We start from the raw sequence: 21784 nt of genomic DNA, 5'->3' as shown, positions 1-21784 counted from the left end.
CCTCACATTGTTAATCCATGGATGAAGTAGCGGACATCGGTGCGGTCTTCGCTTGCACCCTCGTCCGGTATGAAACTGTCCCAGCCCAGCCGCGCGCCGGCGCCAAGCGACGCCCCGGAGACGTCTTCGGCGCGCAGCACCAGGCAGATTTCGTATTCCAGCGTGACCCCGGTAAACATCGACAGCAGCTTTTCCAGGGCACGCGCAGCAGTACCACCGGGCAGGAAAGCATCGAAATCTGTGCGCCGCAGCGGGCCGATGGTCAGGCGCATGCGCAAGTCGCGCTGCCAGACGCGCGAGCCGATCATGGCGGTGGCGCCCAGTTGCGCCTGCACGCCGCCCAGCATGGTCTGCTGCAGCGCCGGCACCTCGCACCAGCAGCCGACAAACTGCGTTGCCTTGATATCGACGCGGAAGTATTCGCCCAGCACGCGCGCCATGGTCGATGCCGAAGCCGGACGTTGGCGCAGCGCCGTGGCAAAGTAAGCCAGCGACTCGTCGCGCACCGCACCGGAAGCCTGGGCTTCGCGGCCCGACAGCCTTTGCGTCAGCCCCTTGTTGCCAAGCCCGCCCAGCGCCAGCAGCAGCGGCAGGAACCTGTCCTGCCCATCGACCTGGTATTTGAGCTCCAGCCGGTACTTGCACCAGGCTTCGTAGAAAAGCGACAGCGAGCGGGTCGAAAACGCATCGAGGAAGGCGCGCGGCCCCTCGTCCTTCGCGTACAGCTGGTGCGCCGCAATGGATTCCGTGTAATGCGCCGGCAACGCTCCCGAGCTGCCCAGGAAGCCCATGAAATTGGGCGTCATGCGCAGGTAGCGCAGCTGCTTGCTCTGCAAGGCATCCGCCAGCGCCGGCGCGGTAGGCAGGATCTCGCGCGGCTCCGGATGCAGCGTTTCGAGCTGGCTGGCCGGGAAGCGCAGCGTCACCGAGTTCTGGAAGCGCATGAAGTTGGCGATCGCGCCCTCCTGCGCCACGCCGTTGCGGCGCAGCCATAGCTCCACCATCCGCACCGCCTGGAAGAACTGGAAGCGGAACGGCTCGGCGAACAGGCGCTCGATTACAGCAGGCTCAAATCGCCGCTTCGCGGTGTGCATCGCAGCAGCTCCTCCCCAGTCCTCTCGGCCACGACGACCAGTTGCGTAAAGCTGTTGGCATGCACGTACAGGCCCAGGAAACGTTCAATCACCTGGGCGAAGGCATGGATGCCGCTGCCGACGAAAGCTTCTTCGTCGATCGTCAGCCGCACTTCCATGCCGCGCACCACGCAGGCGAACGGGTTTCCCGCCAGCCAGGCGTTGGCCGGCTTGTATTCCACCGATTCCAGCCCGCGAATCTGGCGCTGGGTCGCCGCCGAGCGCGGCAAGTCGTACAGTCCCAGCATTTCCTGGAAAGCCTGCAGGCCGCCGCCCGACAGCGACAGGTGGTTCAGCGACAGGTGCGACACCAGGCGCCAGTGCGCCCCATGTCCGCGCTCGAAGCGCTGGGAAGGCGTCGGCTTGCGCAGGAAGCTGATGCTGCGTACGCTGGAGCCGCCTTCCAGGAACAAGTCGCCGCCTCGCAGGCCATAGGCCAGCGATGCCGGCAAGTCGCGGTTGGTGCAAGTCAGTTGAAGGCTCAGGGTATCCGTTTCCACCTCCGCCGGATCGAAGTCGATGTCGACAACAGTGATCTCGGTCTCATAGCCGGGGCTCTTGTGCGCCATCTGTTCATCGCGCCGCATCACCCAGTAATGGCCATGCTTTTCCGGCGTCTCGCCGTGGCGCAGCGAGTAGAACGGCCGGAACTCGACGATCGATTCGCCCTGCGGGGTCTGGCGCACCATGCGCACCGCGTCGATGGAGTAAACCTCGTAGGCATAGGCGCGGCGCGCATCGGCCAGCACTGGATAGCTGGCAGCCGTATGCGAAATGCGAATCGGCTCGCCGCGCTGGTGGAACAGGTTGACCACAGGGGTACAGCCCAGCAGCAGGTTGTTGGTCGACAGCGTCGCCAGCATGCGCGCCACATGCGAATCGGGACGGATGCCGTTCATGGCGATGTGCAGCGTCAGGCGCTTGGTGCCGATCGGCAGCAGCGCACACAGGGCAGCGAGGTCGATATCGAAGAAATTGAACTTCTCGGGGAAGCAGAAATACTCGGTCAGCAGGCGGTAAGCCTGGTGCGAGCGCGCCGAAAAATCAATCAGCGCATCTTCCTCCTCGAAGCCTGCGGCCGCGACGGGAATGCGCGCCAGCGGCAGCCAGCGGCCGTCGCCATCGCACTCGACCCAGGCTTTGGCGCTGCGCATGAACAGCGCATCGCGCAGGGCGGCGCAGAACGAGGGTTCGCCGTCGATGAAGACGCGCAGGCTCGATACGCCCATCGCAGGCAGGCCAATCTGCTCGGACACCGAATCGATCGTGATCGCCAGGCCGGCGCCGGCGCCCGGAGGCAGTTGCACCGATTCCGGCGAGGCCAGCGCCGCGGTGAACGAGGCGTGGCTCAGCACAAGGGGCGCTACCGTCACCGGATAGGAAGTGCGGAAAGTGCACGCGACGCCGTTGACGGGCCGCGTGTTGAGCACCGTTCCGCGCGCAATCTCGCTGGCCGCCGTCAACTGGGCGGCGGTGGTGGCATAGTCCATGCGCGCGATCGAGCAGGACGGGAATGGGCGCAGGTAGTGCGGATAAAGCACCTCGAACAGTGCTTCGGTAAATTCGGGGTAATCGTCGTCCAGGCGCTTCGACACGCGCGAATTCAGCAGCGCGAAGGACTGGATCATGCGTTCGATATGCGGGTCTTCGCATACCTCGCCGCCAATCAGCAGGCGGCCAGCAATCTTGGGATAGCGCTCGGCGAATTCGCGTGCATAGCGCCGCAGGAAACCCAGTTCGCGCTCGTAATACGGCAGTAACTCTTCCAAATCATGCTCCCGGCAGCGCGCGGCGTGCCTTGCTAATCGTGTATTGCAGGCTGGATGGCTGCAGGACCGCGTCGAAGTTGACCGGCTCCTGTGCCGCGTGCAGCACCAGCAGCGCCGTAATGGCGAAATTCAGGCGGTCGATGCCGCCCTCTTGCATTTCAAGTGAGGCTCGTACATTGCGCAGGCGCGGCTCATGCCGTGCAATGGCACGTTCCAGCCCCTGGCAAATGGCAGCGCGGTCGTCCGGGCTCGCCAGCGACATGCCGGCGAAATCGTTCAGCCCATAGCTGACGATGGAACGACCGCACTCCGGAAAGCGTTTGAGCAGATGCTCAGGGATGACGGTTCGGGTATTCAGCAATGCTTCCAGGTCGCGCGCGACGGAGTCCTTCATCTCGTCGAGCGACATGCGGTAGACGGCCGCACTGCCGGAGCCATCACCAGGCTGGAGCAACCGGTCCATCAGCCCCGGCGCAAATCCCCTTACCGTCATTCAGTCCCCGCTTAAGCTACTTTATTGGTCGACAGGTCCCAGCCGCCGGAGGTGTTGCCGCCGGTGCCGCCGTTGACTTTCTGCTGGGTGTACTTCCACTTGACTTTGGAGTATTTCAGCGAAACGTCTTCGCCCAGGATGTCGCCCTGGCGAACTTCTGGAGCGACGCTGGAGATCAGCACGTTTTCCAGTTCGATTTCGAAGTACTTGACGCGGTCGCCCTGGCCGTCAGCACGCATGAATTCGATTTTCGCTTTTGGCAGGGTTTTGCCCGAGGAGCAATTCTGCAGCAGCAGTGGCGAAGCCAGGTCGGCCAGCTTGTTGATGACGATATCGCGGTGCTCGGTGCGTTCCGCGGTATGGCCGCCGCCAGTAGATGCGGTGGCCGACTTTGGCTGCAGGACTTCCCACTGGACGGATTTGACTTCGATCCAATCCTTGTGGGCGGTATCGGTGGACTCGCCTTTGATACCGTCGATTTGCAGGTAAACGTCGATTGCCATGGTATTCCTTTCTGTGTTTAAAGATAAAAATTACGACTTGGTCGATTGCGGCAGCTCCGCGACCAAACGGAGTGAAACGGACAGCTCGTCGAGCTGGAAGTGGGGACGCAGGAAGGACACAGCGCGATACACGCCTGGACGGCCAGGCACTTCAGACACTTGCACGTTAGCTTCACGCAGTGGGAACTGCGCTTTTTGCTCTTGGCTGGCGTTGTCGTCCAACAGCACGTACTGGGTCAGCCAGCGGTTCAGGTAATCCTCCACGTTCGAAGCAGCCGCGAAGCTGCCGATCTTGTCGCGCATCATGGCCTTCATATAGTGGGCGATGCGCGATACGGCGAAGATGTACTGCAGCTGGGCCGACAGCACGGCGTTGGCGTTGGCAGCGTCGGTGTTGTACTTGCGCGCTTTCTGCGCGGACTGCGCGCCGAAGAAGGCCGCGTAGTCGGTATTCTTGCAATGCACCAGCGAGATGAAGCCAAGGTCGCTCAGCTCTTTCTCGCGGCGGTCGGTAATGGCGATTTCGGTCGGGCATTTCAGCGCGACTTCGCCTTCGTCGGTCTTGAAGGTGTGGGTTGGCAGGTCTTCCACCAGGCCGCCGCCTTCCACGCCGCGGATGGCTGCGCACCAGCCGAAGTCCTCGAAAGCGCGGGTCAGACGCACGCCGAAGGCGTAGGCGGCGTTACACCACAGGTATTTCTCGTGGTCGGTGCCGTCCACGTCTTCCACGTAGTTGAAGCCTTCCACCGTGGCGCCATCGGCCGGGTTGAACGGCAGGCGGCCCAGGAAGCGCGGCAAGGTCAGGCCGACGTAGCGCGAATCCTCGGATTCGCGGAACGACTTCCACTTGGCGTATTCCACGGTGTCGAAGACTTTCGACAGGTCGCGCGGCTTGCCCAGGTCGGCGTAGGTCTCCAGGCCGAACAGCTCGGGCGAAGCGGAGCTGATGAAAGGCGCGTGCGCGGCAGCCGCCACGTGCGACATCTGCTCGATGAAGTACATGTCTTCCGGCTGGCGGGTGATTTCGAAATCGCCCAGCAAGGCGCCGAACGGGGCGCCGCCGAAGGTGCCGAATTCCTCTTCGTAGACCTTCTTGAACATGGAGCTCTGGTCGAATTCCAGCGCGCCCTGGAAGTCCTTGACCAGCTCCTTCTTGGTCGCGTTCAGCATCTTGATCTTCAGGCCGGTGCTGGTCGCGGTGTTCTTGACCAGGTAATGCAGGCCGGTCCAGCTGCTTTCCAGCTTCTGGAATTCCGGTGCGTGCATGATGACCGACAGTTGCGAGGAGATCAGGCGATCGAGTTCCGCCACGCGGGCGTCGATGGTGGCGGCCAGGTTATCCGACACCACCACGGTGCCGGCCATGACCTGCTGCGCTAGTTCGGAGATGATGTCTTTCGCACGTGCGTGCTCGCTGGTCGACTTGGCGACCTTGCTCTGCTCGACGATCTGGTCGAGCAGGTTTACTTCTGCGGTGGCCAGTGCACCGGCGGCGTTCAATTGTGCCGACATCTCATTCTCCTTGTTCAGGCTTCTGGCCCAACTCGGCCAGTTTCTCGGTGCTGCGCAAAACGTCGTTCAGCAAGTCTTCCAGCTTGTCATTGCCGGCCAGCTTGTTGCGCAGGTCGGCCAGCTTGTTGCGCGCTTCCAGCAACTGGCGCAGCGGCTCCACCTGCTCCACCACCGACTCCGGACGGAAGTCGGAAATGGCCTTGAATTTCAGGTCGACGCCGAACTGGCCTTCGCCGCCCAGCTCATTCGGCACGCGGAAGGCAGCGCGCGGTTCCACGCCCTTCATCACTTCGTCGAAGTTGTCGCGGTCGATGTTGACGAAGCTGCGATCCTTCAGGCGCTTCTTCTCCACCTCGGAATTGCCGCCGAAATCGCCGACAACCCCCATCACAAAGGGCAGTTCCTTGTTTTCGATTGCGTCGCCGATTTCCACGTCATAGGTCATCTGGACCCGTGGCGGACGGATTTTCTGCAGGCGCTTCTGGACGCTTTCGTTCTTGGACATGGCTTCTCCTTCTTTGGACTTGGTGGTTATTTCAGTGCGCCGAATGGGTCGGCGCTAGGGGTCGATGCAGGCGTCCGGGCAGATTGGGCCCTGGTCCGGACGGCATTGGCAGCGGCATTGGCGGTGTTGTTGCTGCGCGCCTGCGGCTTTTTATCGGTATTTGGCACCAGCACGGTTTCGCCCAGGCTCTCGCGCAGCAGCTTGGCCAGGTCCTGGGATTCGGTACGGATCGAACCGGACAGGTTGTTCTGGCGGCTCAGGTCACCCAGGGCACGGGTGGACAGGCGCAGGCCGGAAATGGCGATGATGCTGTTGGCCAGCTGGTCGGATGGATCGCGCACCAGGATCTCCTGGGCGCTCACGATCGCTTCGCCATATTGCCCTGCGTCATAGCGGGACTGGGCGATGTTCACCCATGGCGACTTATCGGCAGGGTAGGCGTTGGCAGTTTCCTTCCACAGGGTGATGGCCTGCTCTTGTTTACCGGCCACTTTGGCTTCGGTAGCCCGGGCCAGCATGTCTTCCAGCTTCGGTTTTACCGGAACGGCAACTTTAGCGGTATCCATGGTCTGGCAGGCAGACAGGGAAGCAGCGATTGCTGCGATGCACAAAATACGGGAGATAACAGTGATTTTCTTCATAACTAACCTCATCGAACGGACAAATAGCTTTTTTACAATAATTGCGTCGGACGAACGTTAGCAGAAAAAAAATATTACCTACGCACAATTGAATCTCACCAATTTTCACATCCCCGCGCACGATTGAGCCTTTTAATACAGGCTTTCTCAGGAAGTGTTATTGTTCTGGCACTTACCAGAAAACAATTATCAGAAGGATCACAGATGGCCAGCAAGGTGTTATGGGGCGAAGGCTTGTTTTTGCGCCCTCAGCATTTCCAGCAGCAGGACCGCTATCACGAGCACCGATTGCATCGCAGCGTAAAAGCCGTGCATCCGTATGCGTGGGGCGTCGATCGCCTGTCGATCGACATGGAAGCCCTGGCGCATAACACGCTGCGCCTGCTCGAACTGTCGCTGGTATTGCCGGATGGCGAATTGATTGAAGCGCCGGGCCATGACAACCTGCCGGAGGCGATCGACCTGGGCCAGCTCGCGCAATCGCAGCACAGCGTGACCTGGTACGCCGCCCTGCCCGTGTTCAAGCATTTCGGTGGCAATTTCGCGCAAGCCGGCCAGCCCTCGAATGGCGCCCGCTTCTCGCAAGCGAATGCCGAGACGCCCGACCTGTACACCCAGGCTGCGCAAGCCGAACTGGCCTACCTGAAAAAATCCCTGCGCCTGGTGTCCGATGCCGAACCGCGCGAAGGCTATGTGTGCCTGCCGCTGCTGCGCCTGCGCCGCCTGTCCACCGGCGGCTTCGAACTCGATCCGAGCTTCGTGCCGCCAAGCCTGACCATTCGCACCGCCCAGCCCTTGTTCCTGCAACTGCGCCGCCTGCTCGATGCGCTGCAGGCCAAGGTCAATGCGCTGTACGGCCACCATCGTGAGCCTAGCCGCAACGTGATCGAATTCCGCAGCGGCGACATGTCCACTTTCTGGCTGCTGCATACCGCCAGCACCGCCTTCGCTTCGCTGTCGCACTACTACCATAACCCCGAGCTGCATCCGGAACGCCTGTATGAACAGCTGCTGTCGCTGGCGGGCGCGCTGATGACGTACTCGCGCAGCTGGTCGCTGTCGGACTTGCCGCCTTATCGCCACGACGATCCGGGGCCCGCGTTTTCGCAGCTTTACATGATCGTGCGCGAACTGCTGGATACCGTGATTTCCTCGCGCTACTTTGCCATCGCCCTGTCGCAGCCGAAGCCGGCTCACCACCGCGGCATGCTCGATTCCGGCAAGATCAGCGAAGACACCACCTTCTACCTGGCTGTCGGCGCCGAGATGCCGGCCGTCGAACTGGTGGAAGTCGTGCCGTTGCGCTTCAAGGTCGGCGCACCGGACGACGTCGAAAAGCTGGTGCTGTCCGCCATGCCTGGCGTGCGGCTGGCACATGCGCCGCAAGTCCCGGCCGCGGTGCCGGTGCGCCCGGACACCTGCTACTTCACCCTGGACTCCAAAGGCCCGTTGTACGAGCGCATGCTGCAGGCCCAGTCCATCGAAATCTATGCCCCGGCCGGCATGCGCGAATTGAGACTTGAATTGATTGCCGTGAACTCCTGAATCAGAGCAGAACATGAACACCATCGCCCCACCTTCACTTATCGCCGAACCAGTTGCCGCACCGACCGCCAGCGGCTCCTTGCTGGACATGATGTACGACGGCTTCTACGCCCTCTTCATGCTGAAAAACGGCAGCGCGCCGCAGGACCACGCCGAGTTCCAGTCGCGCATGACGCGCTTCCTCGACGACTTCGGCCGCAATGCGCGCAAGAAGAACGCCTCTGCCGACGATATCGACGCCGCCAAGTACGCCTTTTGCGCCGCGGTCGACGAGATCATCCTTCGCTCCCACTTTTCCATCCGCGATGCGTGGGAACTGAAGCCGCTGCAACTGACCCTGTTCGGCGACCAGCTCGCCGGCGAGAACTTCTTCAACCGCCTGGATGCGCTGCGCACCCGCAGCAGCGAGCACGTGGAAGCGCTGGAAGTGTTCCATATGTGCCTGCTGCTTGGCTTCCAGGGCCGCTACATCCTGGAAGGCTCGGAAAAACTGGGCTACCTGACCAGCCGCCTGGGCGACGAAATCGCCCACATGAAGGGCCGCCGTCCCGGCTTCGCGCCGCACGCCGAACGTCCCGACCAGGTCATGCACAAGCTGCGCAGCGACCTGCCGCTGTGGGTGCTGTGCTCCGTGTTCGCATTGATTTCCGCGCTGGCGTATATCGGCCTGCGCACTTCGCTGTCCAGCCATACGGCGCAGCAAGTGAGCGCCTATAACGACGTCGTGCGCATGGCGCCGCGACAAGCCCACGTCACGATTACCCTGCCGTAATGCGCTTGCTGCCGGGACGGCCTGTCCCGGCAAGGCCGCCTGCTTCAATGAAGAGAATCCTGTTCGCCCTCATCCTGCCATTCGCCTGCTGCGCCGCCATTGCCAACCCCGCGGATAAATCTCAGCGCGAAAGCGAAGCGATGAGCGAACGCATCAAGCAAGGTGATAACGATAAGCAGCGATGGGCACGTATCTCGCTTTATTCGGATTCGGAGGCCCCTGAAGACTTGGCTATGCCGCTGGTCAAGGACGTCGGATTGTGGATGAAACTTGATCCGTCGCGCGGCCATCTTGAATTCAGCTCCAAAGGAAGCGTCCAAGTCTTCGCCATCGCTGCAGCGCGCAATGCGAGGCGCACGGTCTGCGCCAAGTACAACTTACGTGCAATCGATGCATCGGCAAAACATGCCCTGCTGCGACGCGTTTGCAACGAATACGAATATCGTCCTAATCACTTTTTAGCCAGCGTCGACTACTTCATTTACGACGCAGAGACGGCCTCGATGCGTGCGATTTGGCATAACGAGGTCACGAATCAGGGCGCGCCGCTGCCCGTTGCAAAACCGGTTCCAGTATTGCGCTCGCTTCCAAACGGTTACCGATTTGACTGGAAATCCGAACGCATAGGCAACAATTCGGAAGGACCTGCGGAAATCCACACGAGCTACTTGCGAAATGGCGCGGGCAATCTGACCTGCACCGATAACGCCGCAACTGAAGGCAAAGGCACTGAGGCCGGTTATTGTGAGGGGGAGCGGCCGCCTCTCGTCACGTCGAGACATGTCAACGAATAAACTAGCGAGTAACCTGATGCGCATGATCACAGTACTCGCTTGCTTCGCAGCTTTTCCTGCGCAAGCGACCGGGTTAAAAGACTTCGGTTGCGCGGCCGGCGCCAAGCAACAGCAGCCAGGAGCCTCCCTTTGCCTGCCTGGCAGGACACTGACGCTGGACTATCAGCCGAAAGCCCGCACTGTCAGCATCGCAGTCAACGGCCGCCCGCATACGGTAGAACGAATCGACATGAACTACGGCCCGGAACTGATCGGCATGGAAAAATCCATCCGATTCCTGCCTATGGCATTGCAGCCCTACCTGTCACGCAATGTAGTCCTGTTCAACTCTGTCATTCGCAGCAGCGGCGGCGAAGGCATGGGCCAGTGCGGCTCGGGAGCCGAGGTATTTATCAATGCGCTGAGCATGAGCGATGCGAAAGTCAAAATGCTCGGCAAGGTACAAATCGAGAGCTGCTGGCGATCGATTTTCCCCGACCATTTGGAAAATGCCTCGGCTTTCTCCGCATATTCCATCCGGGACGGCAGGCTGGCGGTCAAGTTCAGCAGTTACCCCGATGTCGAGGGCACGCCGACCGGCATACTGTCCGACGATTTTCGCCAGCTTGAATTCCCGCAAACCGAACAATGAAGATCCAGGCGCATTTGGCAATTCTGCTGGCATTCCTGGCGGCGGGGGGCACCGCAGCCGCAAGCACCACCGCGAACGAGACGCTGCTGGTCTTTGACCATCCACACCTGGTCGCCACCACTTCCAGCAAAGGCATTCGCGGTGCCTTCAACATGACGCACCAGATCCTGCATTTTTCTTGCAGCTTCCTCTTCAAGGAGACCGCTCGCCACGCCAATTCTCCTATCGTCATCAACTCTTTTCCCATTCGGGATGGAAGCAAGGAAGATGACATCCCGGGCAGGGTTTGGGAGAAGAACGGAGAATGGATCATTCAGACCGACGAACCGCAGGCCGGTTGCGGTAGCGCCGCTGGAACTTTTGACAAAGGCCCGGACGACGACCATCCGACACGCTACACCATCTTGAAGAAGATGCCAGCCATCGGTATTCGCGTTGTTCTGAGAACGACAAAATTTAACGACAAAGATGGCGGCGCCATTAAGGAACGAAAGGGCTTGCTCGTTGCAGGCGACGTGGTCGCAGCCCTAGAAGGCGACGATTCCTATACGCGCATCCGCTACGTACACCCTGCCACTGCCAGAACCACGACTGCGTGGGTGCGCACGCAGGACTTGGGAAATCCATTCACCGAAACCAAAAACATTCTTCGGCCCTTACGTCAAGTGGAAATACGAAAATAACCGAATCGAAATCCAGAATTGAAAACGCTGAACCGAATTCTAGTTGCCGCCACCATTCTCCTCCTCTGCGGATGCTCCTTCGGAGACCCGAAGCCGCAGTCGGAAGACATTGCCGCGTTGCGCGCAATCGTCAATCTCCCGATGGAGGCCAAATCCGCCCGCTGGGAGATCTTTGGGACTCCCGACGACTCCGGCTGGGTGCCTGGCCCCACTGACTTCCAGACCTTAATCGCGGAGCTGGAGCAGGAACAAGACTGCTTCAGCTCCCTCAAAGAGCCGGCCCGGGAAATTTTCATTGTTCCCGAAGCCGCGCGTCCCTGGCTCACCAGGGAATTTCGCGATCTCCTGAACAGGAACAGGAATTCGACAGCAATTCTCTCCAGCCGCGCCAATTGCAGAAAATATGTGACGACGGTCACGAAGTCTGGCCGAGAGCTTGTTGGCGTTGCCTGTAACTCCTCTGGAAAGATATTGGTGTATCTGCCCTTGGACCCTCAAGTTCATGAATAATCTCCTGGGCCTTTTAATTGCCGCTTGCTGCACATCCGAAATCCCTGCCATGCTCAAGGAAGGCTTGAAGCCAAACGAGCAAGTCGTATCGTTGGTTCGCTACAGCGACCACCATGGCGACCATACGCTCCTGCTGACCGAACGGGAACTGGCGTCCAAAAGCGGTGCTGGAAAGGCCTTCAACCTTGCCGCCATGTCGTTCAACAAGAACGGGGCGCGGGAATGGATCGTCCGGGATGGCGCAGAGTGTCCCGCAGGTTCCGGAGCAAAGCCGACATTCTTCCCCAATGCCGCCCCGGTGACAGATCTTAATAACGATGGCACCGCAGAAGTAACCGTCGCATACAGCCTGACTTGTGGAACAGAGTCGGAGCCATCGGAAATCAAAGCCATCATGCGCCAGGGCGACGACAAGTACGCGATGCGGGGACAGGCACTTGTTTTCACGTCCGCCCAGCCGGTAAGCGGCGGAACGCCAAAGCCGGATGCCGCATTGCTGCTGCCGGAAAACGCGGCCTTCCTGGATCACCTGCGTAACATCTGGAACGAAACTTCCGGCAGCGTCGCACGCGAGAACGCGCCACGCTCCCCATTGCAGGAGCTGGAAGGCGAATACAGCCTTCATTCGTCACCAGACAAATGGGGCTATAGCAAGGCGCACATCTCCATCAAAAGGCTGGATGACCGCCATGTGAAAATCCTGCTCGCCTGTGAATGGAAGCACACGCCGAAGGCTGCATGTGACGACTATTTTTTTGCAAAGTGGCACAACGACGGTGTCTATCTGCAGGACCGAAACACGACTGTCAGGCGCATTTACTTCAGTCCAGCGCCGCGCGAGATCGCCCTGGCCATGGTGAGCGTTGATGGAAAACGCCTGTATAAGCTTGATTCGTTCAGGCCGGCCAGTGGCCCGCCAAGCGATGGAACGCTGTTCAGGCGACTGAAGCGCGCGCAGCAGATTTCCGTTAGTCCGGAAAACTTGCGAGTCTTTGGACCGTACAACGAATGGAAATATGAAAACAATCGCCTCGAGTTCGTGAAAACTACACCTTGATGTAGATTTTCCGTTTGTCCAGCCAATACCCCACCAGCCAGCAGGCCAGCATGAAAAGCAGCGCAAACGCCAGCGAGGCGGCTTTAGGGCTGCCGACCGGCTCCAGCGCTGCGGCCAAGGGCGCGTAAGTGCGGGTTTTGTCCAGCACTACCACAGCCACTTGCGACAGCATGTAGATGAACAGCGTGTTTTTACCGAACACTTCGAAGAAGTAGGTCCAGCGCCGGGCGCCGCGTACTTCGATGATCCACGCCAGTGCCACCAGCACCAGCAGTGCGGTGCCGGTCGACAGCAGCACGTAACTGCCAGTCCACAGTTTCTTATTAATCGGCAGCAGCGGAGCCCAGCACAGCGCCAAAACCGACAGCACGACGCCAGCGCCGGCCAGCACACCGAGCGTTCGCACGGTCGCGCCATGCCCGCGCAGGTAGCGGCCTGCGAAATATCCCCCGATGACATTTACCGTGGCGGGCAAAGTACCGAGCAGGCCTTCCGGATCGAAGGGAAGGCCTTCCCCTTGGTACAGGTGGCCTGCGCCAAATACCCAAAGGTCGATAGCCCGGCCAGCATTGCCTTCGAGGCTATAGTCACCAAACAGCGCCATGACCAGCCAGTGGCCGAGCAAAGCGAGGACACTGAACACCACTGCACCGAGTTCGCCGAGATAATGCAGCACCAGCGCGGCGATGCCGAAGCACAGGCCTATGCGCTGCAACACGCCCGGCAGGCGCACCTCGCTTAAAGGCCCGCCCAGCTTGGGCAATAGGCATAGCAGCAGGCCGAGGGCAACGATGGTAATGGTCCTCTTGGCAATCCTGGCCAGCACGGCCGCGCCACCCATGCCTTCATAGCGCGGAAGCGTGAACGCAAGCGCGTTACCAACGACGAACAGGAAACTCGGAAATACCCAATCAGTCATCGTGAACCCGTGCCAGGGCGCATGCAACAAGGGAGAGTAGACGTGGCTCCAGTCACCCGGCGTATTCACGATAATCATCAACGCGACCGTCAGGCCGCGCAGGACGTCCAGAGACTGGTAACGGGCTGCGGCAGTCATTGTGAAGCCTCCCGCGGAATTGCCGCAGCCGGCGCCAGGATGCGCCGGTAGGAGCCCGCCGCTACGTTCGCCATCGAGCTGCAATTCGCTTCCGCCCCCTTGGACGGCTTGCCGCAAGGCTGGTCGCGGTCAAGCGACCAGAAATGGACTCCCGCCATGCCCATCTTGCGCACGGCAGTAACTGTGGCGCGCGCATCGTCCAGGGTGTAGACATTTTCCGCCACATCGTTCACACCAATCATGGGTGTCAGTTCAATCTGTGCGAACGGCACTTTGTACTTGTGATGTACATTTTGCGCGGCCTGGATGGCGGAAGCGGCCATATCGCAGCGGGCACGCCGCACTACGCATACTCTACGGCTGGCCGGCCCGAAATCCATCACCATCAGGTTCAGCACGTAATCCTGCACGCCATGCGTGCGCAAGGCGGCCAGCACCTGTTCTCCCGTTTCATTCAGGCTGCGCGCGCTGCCGTCCGAAGCGGCATGGGTGGCAATGGTGAAACTGAACCGCAGTTGCGGATGCGCCCTCTGCGCCAGGGCGATGCGCGCCACCAGCGAATCGATTTGCGCGGCCGTCTGGCCATGTTCGATATCGAAATCAAAGCCAATCAACTGTGGCGACATATAGCGCGACACGAACAGCTCGATGCCCTCGTCAGTGGCGCAGGTGAAGATATTACCCTGCCCTCCTGTCGAAACGATATAGCCAACGCCAGCCTGGACGAAGCGCGACACGTTGGCGGCTGCGACAGCGGCGCCGTCAACCTCGCCCCAACGCTCTTCGCCGCATTCGCCGCTTGCGAAGGCCCAGGTCTGGACGCCCTGCGCAGGATCCCACGGCGACAGGTATTTATAGGGGCTATGGACGACTGCCGGCGCCGCGACGGCAACAGTCGAGAAGGCGGCGAGCACCGCCAGCATTACTTTACGCATTCGAACTCCGGATACAAAAAAGGCAGGGCCCCGGAGGAACCCTGCCATAACACTCTCACATCGGGATCATTTACATCTTGCCGCGCACGCCGAAGAAGATCTGCTTGCCGTTCTTGTAGAACGCGCGTGGCTGGTCACGGGACGTTGCGTAGGACTTCAGGGTCGGATCGTTCAAGTCCTTGCCTTCCAACGACAGCGTGATGTTGTCGGTCAGGTTGTAGTTCAGGGCTGCGGACAGGGTGCCTACGTCATCCTGGTAGATTGCGCTGTTGCGGTCCAGGCCATTCAGGAAAGCCGAACGGTAGCTGTAGTTGATGCGCGCGCTGAACTTGCTGGTCTCGTAGAACACGCCCAGGTTATAGGAGTTCTTCGAAGTGCCGATCATGCTGCAGTCACCCAGGTCGGCACAGGCCGATTTCGGCGCTGCGGCGGTTTCCTTGCCGTCGGCATAGGTGTAGTTCGCGTTCAGGCCGAAACCGTTGCCCAGGTCCTGTACATACTGCAGTTCCACGCCACGTACACGGGCCTTGGTGTTCACTGCGGAGCTCATGTTGTAGGTGGTGATCTTGCCAACCGACTGGTTGAAGAAGTCAGCCTTCGAGGAACCGAAGGTCACGTAAGAACCCATGTTCATGTTGTAGATGTTCATGCCCAGCAGGGACTTCGGCATGAAGTACCATTCCAGGCCCACATCGACGTTGTTCGACATGATCGGGCGCAGGTTCGGGTTGCCGCCGGAACCGGAGAAGGTCAGGTCGTTCAGGCTCAGTGCACCCAGCGAACCGAAGTCTGGACGAGCCAGGGTACGGCTGGCGGCACCGCGCAGTTTCAGGTCCGGCGTCAGGTTGGTGTACAGGTTGATGCTTGGCAGGAAGTCGTTATAGGTGTTGGAGCTGTGGGTCGGGTTCCACACATTGTTCGGCGAACCGTTGTCGACGTCGATCTTGGTCTTCACGAAGCGCACGCCGACGTTACCGCCGAAGTTGCCGAACTCCAGGTCACCCATCACGTAGGCTGCCGTGGCCTTTTCCTTGATCAGGAATTCGCTCTGATAGGCGTGGTTGGCGAAGCTGACATACTTGTCGCCCCAGGCCTTCATCGACTCGGCATCGAAGGTCCACGCATTGCTCAGCAAGTTAGGCAGAGGGCTGCTCGGGAAGCTGGTCAAGCCGGTAGGACGGTTGGCCAGCTGCGAACCGGCGGCAGCAACTGTGCCTCCCAGCCAGGTCAGCGAACGCTCATGGTTCGCGTTACGCACGCCGAAATGCAGGGTTGGCACGCCATTCCACTGGGTCTTGTACTGGCCGTCGATCTGGCCGTAGGTTTCCTTGTCTTTCGCGGTCACGTCGGAAGCCCAGCCGCCGAAGAAGTCGGCGCCGGTACGCGGGTTGAAGGTGCCTGCGTTATCCACGGTCACGGTGGCTGGCGAATCCAGGCCATGGGTGGTCAGGCTGCTGCCCGAATAAGCCAGCCAGGCTTCGTAGCCGTAGTCGCGGGCATAGCCGGTACCGCGGGTGGTGCCGATCTGGCCCTTGAATTTCAGGTCCTGGGTAGGACGGTAGTTGAAGTCGAAGTTGACAAATTTCGAATCGCTATAGGAGCCTGGACGGGCAATGATGTCTTGCACCGATGGCCCCATCTTCGAGCAGTCTGCCACCGGGCAGGTGCTTGGGAAGGTGATCGAAGTGATGGTGTCGCCGGTGACGGTCCACTTGGAAGGAATCACGCCGCCCACGCCGGACCAGTTGTTGGTCAGCGGCTGGTATGGCGCCAGCATGAAGTTGGCGTTGATATTGTCCGCATCCAGGCGGGTGTAGAAGCCGTTGATGTCGAAGTCGAATTCCTTGTTGACCTTGACCTGCACGTCGATCATGCCGCCCTTGCGCTCGCGCTCCTGGTTGAACATGGCGGTACCGGTCAGCAGGGAGATGTATTTGCCTTCCACTTCAGGATTGGCGGCCACCCACTGCGGCGCATAGCCTGCGCTCAGCTTGTCCCACCACAGGAATTCCTGGCCGATGCGGCGCAGGGTACGCTTTTCATCGAACAGCTGGACCAGCACGCCCACGTTGTTCTGTTCATTTTTCCAGTTGCCCAGAGCGCTGAACTGCGCATCGGTCTTCTTGGAGCCTTCGCTGTACACGCCGGTCACGGCGCCCATCAGGGTCAGCGGATCCTTGAAGCTCAGAGGCTTGCGGGTTTCAATGTCGACGTTGCCGGATGCGCCGCCTTCGATCAGGTTGGCCTGCGAAGATTTGTGCACGGTCACGCGGCCGATCAGCTCCGATGGGAACATCGAGTAGCTGACGGAGCGGCCACCATTGGTGATGTTGGAGATGTACCAGTCGCCGCTCGACACGGTGTGGCCATTCAGGGTGGTCAGCGCCAGGTTGGAGGGAGTGCCCTTCAGGCTGACGCGGTCGTTCTCGCCGAAGCCGCCTTCCGAACCGCCGGCCGTGGCAACCGATACGCCCGGCACGCGCTGCAGCGAGTCGGCCACGCTCTTGTCCGGCATCTTGCCCACGTCTTCAGCGGTAATCACTTCAACCAGCGAGTCGGCGTTGCGCTTCTGGTTGATCGATTGTGCCAGTGCGGCACGCACGCCGGTCACGATCACGACGTTCTGCTCGGCCGGAGCAGCCTGCTGTGCTTGCGCCATGCCGGTGGTGGCGGTCAGGATGGCGACTGCAGTCGCGATCGGTGTCATATTGCGGTTCATTTACTCCCCCTAAGTATGGGCTGTCTCAAAGCCCGGTCTGTTGTTACCAGTTTCTAAAACCACGTTCAAACCAATTGGACGCCAATATACCCCGATTGAATACCAGAACACTACCAATTTGCATATTTTTTTCATATGTTGTACTGAAAAGACATACCACTTTGGCCAGAAAGCCCTGCTGTTAGCGCTATCCAAGGAGGGAGCCGGATGCAGGTGGCAGCATACCGCTGGTCATAAGGTCTTTTTTTGGTATTATCAGCCGCACACAAAGGGAGACTAAATGGCATCGCTCGCGCAGATCATGCAAGACCTGGTGCAGACCAGTAGCCAGCCGCTTTACCAGCTTCTGCAACGCGCCTTGCGTGAAGCGATCAACCTGCATGTGTTCGGCCCCGACGAGGCCCTGCCGGCCGAACGTGTGCTGGCGGCCGACCTGAATATCTCCCGCATCACAGTACGCAAGGCCATCGACGGCCTGGTGGAAGAAGGCTTGCTCGTGCGGCGGCCAGGTTCCGGCAATTTCATCAACACCCGCATTGAAAAGAACTTCGCCAAGCTGACGTCCTTCTCGGAGGATATGCGTTCGCGCGGCCGTACCCCGCGCAGCGTGTGGCTGAAGAAATCGGAAGGCACGGTAACGCCGGAAGAGGCCCTGCGCCTGCGGCTTAGCCCGGGCGCACCGGTCTACCGCTATCACCGCATCCGCTTTGCGGACGAAGTGCCGATGTGCGTCGAGTACGCGACCATCGTTGCCGATGCGCTGCCGTCGCTGGAATCAGTGGATGTGTCGATGTACGAGGCGCTGGAAGCGGCGGGCCACAGGCCGGTACGCGCGCTGCAGCGCCTGTCCGCCCTGTTGCTGACAGGCGAACAGGCCAAGCTGCTGCAGGCCAAGGAAGGCGACGCCGGCCTGGCCGTCGAACGCCTTGGCTTCCTGCGCGATGGCCGCGCAGTGGAATTCTGCCGCTCGATCTTCCGCGGCGATATGTACGATTTCGTGGCGGAGCTCAGCACGCCCTGATGCTCAGCAACCGCCGCCGTCCTGGGAGTGAACCGCCACCCATTTGCCGCCCTGCCGTTTCAGTATGCTGTAGAACCAGGACTCATAAGCGCTGCCGGAAATCACGACTTCATCCACGCCATCCGCATCAAGGTCCAGGTGTTCCAGGTACTTCTTGTTCGCCTTTTCCGCCTCGCCATGAGGACCGACGTAAGAGTCTTCATACACCATTGAAAATTCCCCGCCCGCCCGCTTTTCAGCCAGGAAGAACAGGGTCACCATCTGGTTCGCATCGATATTGTCGTAGTTGATCGATACCGCCACGGCCTGGCCGGCGTCGTTCGCCTCCAGTGTCTTTAATGCGGCAATACGATCTTTGCGCTTGACGCCGTGCTTTTCCATCCACGCACTGGCAAGCTGGGAAAGCCCTCGCAGGTCTGTCGGCGTCAAGGCAATTTCAGGACGTGCCGGCCGCAAGGTCAATGGCCGCGATGTGGCCAGGCCGCTGCCCGGCACCTCACTGCCGGCCAGTGGCGCGAGGGCCAGGCTTTCGCCAACGCTGCAGCCGCTGTCGTCAGGGCTTGCTGCCGCCCCGACCTTAACCTTGCCCGCATGCCGGGCGCCGAGATAGACATGCAGTGAGCGCGGCGGCTTGCCCGTTTCGTCGTCGCCCAGGCTCAGGGACTCGAAACCGCCGGAAACGATGCGCGCAAGCGGCGCAGCGTTTCCGTCCGGCTTAATCAGGTACAACTGGTTCGAAGGAGCGGCCAGCGCAGTGCCCGCCGCCAGCGCCAGTATCAATGCAAGCGCCCTTTTCATCGCTTGGCTTTCGATGCGTCGCTGGCGATCACCACCGACAGCTTGGCAGGATCGATATGCTTGCGGAAGGCCGCGCTCACCTGCTCCGCAGTCAACACCTTCAGCTTCGCCTCATACTCCTTGCTCCACACGAAAGTGCGATCCAGGTAGCGGAAGTGCGACCAGGCGCCAGCCACCACGTCATCCTTCGAACGGTTCTGCACGCGCTGCTGCATCAGGCCCGATTTGGCGCCTGCCACTTCGGCAGCGGTGAAGCCGCTCTTCACGGCGCGCTCCAGTTCCTGGCGAACGGCAGCTTCCAGCTTGACCATGTTCTGCGGCGCTGCGATCGCTTCAATGGTCAAGCCGCCCGCATCGTCGCGGTCGCCCGCATCGAGGGACGAGCCGCCGCCGTAGGACAAGCCTTCCTTCTGGCGAATCCGGTCCATCAGGCGCGACTTCAGGCCGCCATTGCCGAAGATGTAGTTCGCCACCTCCAGTGCGGCGTAGTCCGGGTCATCCGTGCGCAGCGGGATGTTGATGCGCGCCGCGAACATGCCGTTTTCCTTGTCCGGTGCATCCAGCGTGATGCGGGTCGGCGCCTTCTCGACATGCTTGTCCAGGATCGGCGCGTAAGCGGCCTTGCTTTGCCAGCCCGCCAGTTCCTCGCTCGCCACCTTGACCAGTTCGGCCTTGTCGAAATCCCCTACCACCGACAGCTCGCCGCGCGAGGTGCCGTAGAACTCGGCGTGGTAAGCCTTCACATCGGCCAGCTTCATCGCCTTGACCGCCTCGATCTGTTCGTCGAGCGTCATCACGCTGCGCGGATCGCCCTTCGGCCAATGGTCGAAGTATTCGGCCAGCTTCCTGCCGGCCATCGCCTGCGGGTCGTTGCGCGAAGCCTCGATGCCGACGATCCATTGCTGGCGCATCTGCTCGAACTCCGTCTCGGGGAATGAAGCGTCTTTCAGCACATGCGCCACCAGGCGCAGCGCGGCAAGCAGGTGCTCGCGCGTCGTTTCAAAGTGGTACAGCGAACCGCTCATCTTCAGCTTCGACATCGCATCGGCCAGTTGCGCACGCGAATATTTGCTGGTGCCGCGCGCCAGCATCTGGTCCGCTGCCGCCGACAGCATCTGCTTGCCGAACTGGTTCTTTTCGTCGCCCCAATGGAGTCGCATGTCCACCGCCACGGTCTCGCCGCGATTCTTCTTCGGCAGCAGCGCCAGTTTCAGATTGCCGATTTCCTTGAGCTCCGTGCGCGCCATGATGTTGTCCTGGCTCGGATCGAAATTCTCGGACGTCAGTGCGCTAGCCTTGCCCTTGTAGTCCTTGAGCAGTTCGGCCGCCGTCGGCGCCGCGCCGATTTCCGCGCGCTGAGGCGCGTCGTCTGGAACGAAGGTACCGACAGTGCGGTTATCGCGCTTCATGTAGCGCCCTGCCGCTTCTGCGACCTGCGCCGAAGTGATGGACGCGAGTCCGTCGCGGCCCTGGAACAGCAGCCGCCAATCTCCCAGAGCAATATGGTCGCTCAGGGCCACGCCCACCTGCTGCGGATTGTTCAGCGCCTTTTCAATCGCGTTGCTGTATTCGCGGCGCGTGCGCTCCATTTCCTCTTCGGTCGGCGGCGCCTTGGCAAAGCCCTCCACTGCAGCAATGAGCTCATCGCGCACCGGCCCGATCGGCTGGCCCATCTTCACCACGGCGCCGAACACTTGCAGGCTTGGCGCAATGCCGGGCTGGGTCATTGCAAACACCTGTGCCGCCTTGCCGGTTTCGACCAGCTGCTTGTGCAGGCGGCCGTTTGGCGTGTCGCCCAGCACCTGGCCCATGAAGGCCAGCGGATCGGCGTCGTTATGCAGGCCCGATGGAATCTTGTAGCCCACCAGGACGATCTGCACGTCGCCCTTACGGTGCACTGCGTACTGGCGCTCGCCGTCCTGGGTAGGCTCCACGGTCCAGAATTGCGGCAGCTTGCGCTTCGGCTTCGGGATCGCGCCGAAAGTCTTGCTGATCCAGGCCAGCGTTTGCGAAGGATCGAACTTGCCTGCCACCAGCAGCACCGCGTTGTCCGGCTGGTAGTAGGTGCGATAGAAGGCTTGCAGGTTCTCGATCTTGACGTTCTCGATATCGCTGCGGTTGCCGATGGTGGAACGACCGTAGCTATGCCAGTCGTAAGCAATGCTTTCCAGGCGCTTGTACAGCACTTCGAACGGGCTGTTCTCGCCGCTCTCGTACTCGTTGCGCACCACGGTCATTTCCGAATCCAGGTCCTTCTTGGCGATGAAGGATTTGGTCATGCGCTCGGCTTCCATGTCCAGCGCCCACTTCAGGTTTTCCGGGCTGGCCTGGAATACTTCGTAGTAGTTGGTGCGGTCCAGCGAAGTGGTGCCGTTGAATTCCATGCCGCGTTCGGAGAACTGCTGCGGGATATTGCGATGGTTAGGCGCGCCCTTGAACATCAGGTGCTCCAGCAAGTGCGCCATGCCGGTCTCGCCATAGTTCTCATGGCGCGAGCCGACCAGGTAGGTAACGTTGACGGTCACCGTCGGTTTCGATGCATCGGGGAACAGCAGGACTTTGAGCCCGTTGGGCAGGCGGTATTCGGTGATGCCTTCGACCGAAGGGCCTTTGGCGACACCGGCGGGCAAGGTCTGGGCGAAAGCTGAAGAAGCGGTCAGCAGCAGCGCTGCGACGTATTTGATTTGCATGGGGTTCTGCTCATGT

20 protein-coding genes are annotated in these 21784 nt (G+C 60.6%); 8 read left to right on the top strand and 12 right to left on the bottom strand.

The window, feature by feature from the left end:
• Positions 1–2: 2 nt before the first annotated feature.
• The 7 genes from tssG to ACN9MU_RS10035 are packed head-to-tail and all read right to left on the bottom strand — an operon-like array spanning position 3 to position 6556.
• Positions 3–1094, bottom strand: a complete 1092-nt coding sequence (gene tssG, locus ACN9MU_RS10065; RefSeq protein WP_426322083.1) for a type VI secretion system baseplate subunit TssG — start codon at positions 1092–1094, stop codon at positions 3–5.
• Complete coding sequence (tssF, locus tag ACN9MU_RS10060; RefSeq protein WP_426322081.1) at positions 1058–2902, bottom strand: type VI secretion system baseplate subunit TssF; 1845 nt, start codon at positions 2900–2902, stop codon at positions 1058–1060. The genes tssG and tssF overlap by 37 nt, the downstream gene beginning before the upstream one ends.
• A gap of 1 nt (position 2903) precedes the next feature.
• A complete protein-coding gene (tssE, locus tag ACN9MU_RS10055) occupies positions 2904–3365 on the bottom strand; it encodes a type VI secretion system baseplate subunit TssE (protein ID WP_426170283.1) in 462 nt (153 codons plus the stop codon).
• A gap of 41 nt (positions 3366–3406) precedes the next feature.
• Positions 3407–3898 carry an Hcp family type VI secretion system effector gene (locus ACN9MU_RS10050; RefSeq protein ID WP_426170281.1) on the bottom strand — a complete coding sequence of 164 codons (492 nt, stop codon included), beginning with the start codon at positions 3896–3898 and terminating at the stop codon, positions 3407–3409.
• Between the two features lie 30 nt (positions 3899–3928).
• Positions 3929–5410: a type VI secretion system contractile sheath large subunit gene (gene tssC, locus ACN9MU_RS10045; RefSeq protein WP_426170279.1), complete on the bottom strand. Its 1482-nt coding sequence runs from the start codon at positions 5408–5410 to the stop codon at positions 3929–3931.
• 1 nt (position 5411) lies between these two features.
• Positions 5412–5915, bottom strand: coding sequence for a type VI secretion system contractile sheath small subunit (gene tssB, locus ACN9MU_RS10040; protein WP_426170277.1), 504 nt, complete (start codon positions 5913–5915; stop codon positions 5412–5414).
• A 26-nt stretch (positions 5916–5941) separates the two neighbouring features.
• Entirely contained in the window at positions 5942–6556 is a 615-nt protein-coding gene (locus ACN9MU_RS10035; RefSeq protein WP_426170275.1) for a tetratricopeptide repeat protein, read from the bottom strand.
• A 204-nt stretch (positions 6557–6760) separates the two neighbouring features.
• Between ACN9MU_RS10035 and tssK the strand changes: the two genes are divergently transcribed.
• From tssK to ACN9MU_RS10000, 7 genes are read left to right on the top strand one after another with little or no spacing between them, the layout of a single operon-like run.
• Positions 6761–8101: a type VI secretion system baseplate subunit TssK gene (gene tssK, locus ACN9MU_RS10030; RefSeq protein WP_426344516.1), complete on the top strand. Its 1341-nt coding sequence runs from the start codon at positions 6761–6763 to the stop codon at positions 8099–8101.
• A 13-nt stretch (positions 8102–8114) separates the two neighbouring features.
• Positions 8115–8873, top strand: coding sequence for a type IVB secretion system protein IcmH/DotU (gene icmH / locus ACN9MU_RS10025; RefSeq protein ID WP_426344515.1), 759 nt, complete (start codon positions 8115–8117; stop codon positions 8871–8873).
• A gap of 47 nt (positions 8874–8920) precedes the next feature.
• Positions 8921–9667, top strand: a complete 747-nt coding sequence (locus ACN9MU_RS10020) for a hypothetical protein (RefSeq protein WP_426344514.1) — start codon at positions 8921–8923, stop codon at positions 9665–9667.
• A 16-nt stretch (positions 9668–9683) separates the two neighbouring features.
• On the top strand, positions 9684–10298 hold the full coding sequence (locus ACN9MU_RS10015; protein WP_426344513.1) for a hypothetical protein: 615 nt from the start codon (positions 9684–9686) through the stop codon (positions 10296–10298).
• A complete protein-coding gene (locus tag ACN9MU_RS10010; protein ID WP_426344512.1) occupies positions 10295–10981 on the top strand; it encodes a hypothetical protein in 687 nt (228 codons plus the stop codon). The genes ACN9MU_RS10015 and ACN9MU_RS10010 overlap by 4 nt, the downstream gene beginning before the upstream one ends.
• An 18-nt stretch (positions 10982–10999) precedes the next feature.
• Positions 11000–11491: a hypothetical protein gene (locus ACN9MU_RS10005; RefSeq protein WP_426344511.1), complete on the top strand. Its 492-nt coding sequence runs from the start codon at positions 11000–11002 to the stop codon at positions 11489–11491.
• Positions 11484–12548 (top strand): M949_RS01915 family surface polysaccharide biosynthesis protein, encoded by a 1065-nt coding sequence (locus tag ACN9MU_RS10000; RefSeq protein WP_426344510.1) that lies wholly within the window; start codon positions 11484–11486, stop codon positions 12546–12548. The genes ACN9MU_RS10005 and ACN9MU_RS10000 overlap by 8 nt, the downstream gene beginning before the upstream one ends.
• Here ACN9MU_RS10000 and ACN9MU_RS09995 read toward each other — a convergent pair.
• The 3 genes from ACN9MU_RS09995 to ACN9MU_RS09985 all read right to left on the bottom strand — a co-directional run bounded on the left by ACN9MU_RS09995 (position 12538) and on the right by ACN9MU_RS09985 (position 17259).
• Positions 12538–13605, bottom strand: coding sequence for an acyltransferase family protein (locus tag ACN9MU_RS09995; RefSeq protein WP_426322064.1), 1068 nt, complete (start codon positions 13603–13605; stop codon positions 12538–12540). The two genes, ACN9MU_RS10000 and ACN9MU_RS09995, sit on opposite strands and share 11 nt — an antisense overlap.
• Positions 13602–14540 carry a glycosyl hydrolase gene (locus ACN9MU_RS09990; RefSeq protein ID WP_426322062.1) on the bottom strand — a complete coding sequence of 313 codons (939 nt, stop codon included), beginning with the start codon at positions 14538–14540 and terminating at the stop codon, positions 13602–13604. Before ACN9MU_RS09990 ends, ACN9MU_RS09995 begins: the two co-directional genes overlap by 4 nt.
• Before the next feature lie 70 nt (positions 14541–14610).
• Positions 14611–17259 (bottom strand): TonB-dependent receptor, encoded by a 2649-nt coding sequence (locus ACN9MU_RS09985; protein WP_426170258.1) that lies wholly within the window; start codon positions 17257–17259, stop codon positions 14611–14613.
• 280 nt (positions 17260–17539) lie between these two features.
• Between ACN9MU_RS09985 and ACN9MU_RS09980 the strand changes: the two genes are divergently transcribed.
• Positions 17540–18280 (top strand): GntR family transcriptional regulator, encoded by a 741-nt coding sequence (locus tag ACN9MU_RS09980; protein ID WP_426322060.1) that lies wholly within the window; start codon positions 17540–17542, stop codon positions 18278–18280.
• A 3-nt stretch (positions 18281–18283) separates the two neighbouring features.
• Here ACN9MU_RS09980 and ACN9MU_RS09975 read toward each other — a convergent pair whose 3' ends face one another.
• Positions 18284–19078: a hypothetical protein gene (locus ACN9MU_RS09975; RefSeq protein WP_426344509.1), complete on the bottom strand. Its 795-nt coding sequence runs from the start codon at positions 19076–19078 to the stop codon at positions 18284–18286.
• On the bottom strand, positions 19075–21768 hold the full coding sequence (locus ACN9MU_RS09970; protein ID WP_426344508.1) for a M16 family metallopeptidase: 2694 nt from the start codon (positions 21766–21768) through the stop codon (positions 19075–19077). Before ACN9MU_RS09970 ends, ACN9MU_RS09975 begins: the two co-directional genes overlap by 4 nt.
• Between the last annotated feature and the right edge of the window lie 16 nt (positions 21769–21784).

The organism is Pseudoduganella sp. R-32 (assembly GCF_049913245.1).
Taxonomy (GTDB): Bacteria; Pseudomonadota; Gammaproteobacteria; order Burkholderiales; family Burkholderiaceae_D; genus Rugamonas.
The sequence above is the reverse complement of the archived record's forward strand: the minus strand, read 5'-3'. Positions and strand labels throughout refer to the sequence as shown.

What these genes read in the sequence shown, in the direction of transcription:
- tssG (WP_426322083.1), bottom strand. Translation starts at nt 1,094, where the DNA reads ATGCACACCGCGAAGCGGCGATTTGAGCCTGCTGTAATCGAGCGCCTG.
- tssE (WP_426170283.1), bottom strand. Translation starts at nt 3,365, where the DNA reads ATGGACCGGTTGCTCCAGCCTGGTGATGGCTCCGGCAGTGCGGCCGTC.
- ACN9MU_RS10050 (WP_426170281.1), bottom strand. Translation starts at nt 3,898, where the DNA reads ATGGCAATCGACGTTTACCTGCAAATCGACGGTATCAAAGGCGAGTCC.
- tssC (WP_426170279.1), bottom strand. Translation starts at nt 5,410, where the DNA reads ATGTCGGCACAATTGAACGCCGCCGGTGCACTGGCCACCGCAGAAGTA.
- tssB (WP_426170277.1), bottom strand. Translation starts at nt 5,915, where the DNA reads ATGTCCAAGAACGAAAGCGTCCAGAAGCGCCTGCAGAAAATCCGTCCG.
- ACN9MU_RS10035 (WP_426170275.1), bottom strand. Translation starts at nt 6,556, where the DNA reads ATGAAGAAAATCACTGTTATCTCCCGTATTTTGTGCATCGCAGCAATC.
- tssK (WP_426344516.1), top strand. Translation starts at nt 6,761, where the DNA reads ATGGCCAGCAAGGTGTTATGGGGCGAAGGCTTGTTTTTGCGCCCTCAG.
- icmH (WP_426344515.1), top strand. Translation starts at nt 8,115, where the DNA reads ATGAACACCATCGCCCCACCTTCACTTATCGCCGAACCAGTTGCCGCA.
- ACN9MU_RS10020 (WP_426344514.1), top strand. Translation starts at nt 8,921, where the DNA reads ATGAAGAGAATCCTGTTCGCCCTCATCCTGCCATTCGCCTGCTGCGCC.
- ACN9MU_RS10015 (WP_426344513.1), top strand. Translation starts at nt 9,684, where the DNA reads ATGCGCATGATCACAGTACTCGCTTGCTTCGCAGCTTTTCCTGCGCAA.
- ACN9MU_RS10010 (WP_426344512.1), top strand. Translation starts at nt 10,295, where the DNA reads ATGAAGATCCAGGCGCATTTGGCAATTCTGCTGGCATTCCTGGCGGCG.
- ACN9MU_RS10000 (WP_426344510.1), top strand. Translation starts at nt 11,484, where the DNA reads ATGAATAATCTCCTGGGCCTTTTAATTGCCGCTTGCTGCACATCCGAA.
- ACN9MU_RS09995 (WP_426322064.1), bottom strand. Translation starts at nt 13,605, where the DNA reads ATGACTGCCGCAGCCCGTTACCAGTCTCTGGACGTCCTGCGCGGCCTG.
- ACN9MU_RS09990 (WP_426322062.1), bottom strand. Translation starts at nt 14,540, where the DNA reads ATGCGTAAAGTAATGCTGGCGGTGCTCGCCGCCTTCTCGACTGTTGCC.
- ACN9MU_RS09985 (WP_426170258.1), bottom strand. Translation starts at nt 17,259, where the DNA reads ATGAACCGCAATATGACACCGATCGCGACTGCAGTCGCCATCCTGACC.
- ACN9MU_RS09980 (WP_426322060.1), top strand. Translation starts at nt 17,540, where the DNA reads ATGGCATCGCTCGCGCAGATCATGCAAGACCTGGTGCAGACCAGTAGC.
- ACN9MU_RS09975 (WP_426344509.1), bottom strand. Translation starts at nt 19,078, where the DNA reads ATGAAAAGGGCGCTTGCATTGATACTGGCGCTGGCGGCGGGCACTGCG.
- ACN9MU_RS09970 (WP_426344508.1), bottom strand. Translation starts at nt 21,768, where the DNA reads ATGCAAATCAAATACGTCGCAGCGCTGCTGCTGACCGCTTCTTCAGCT.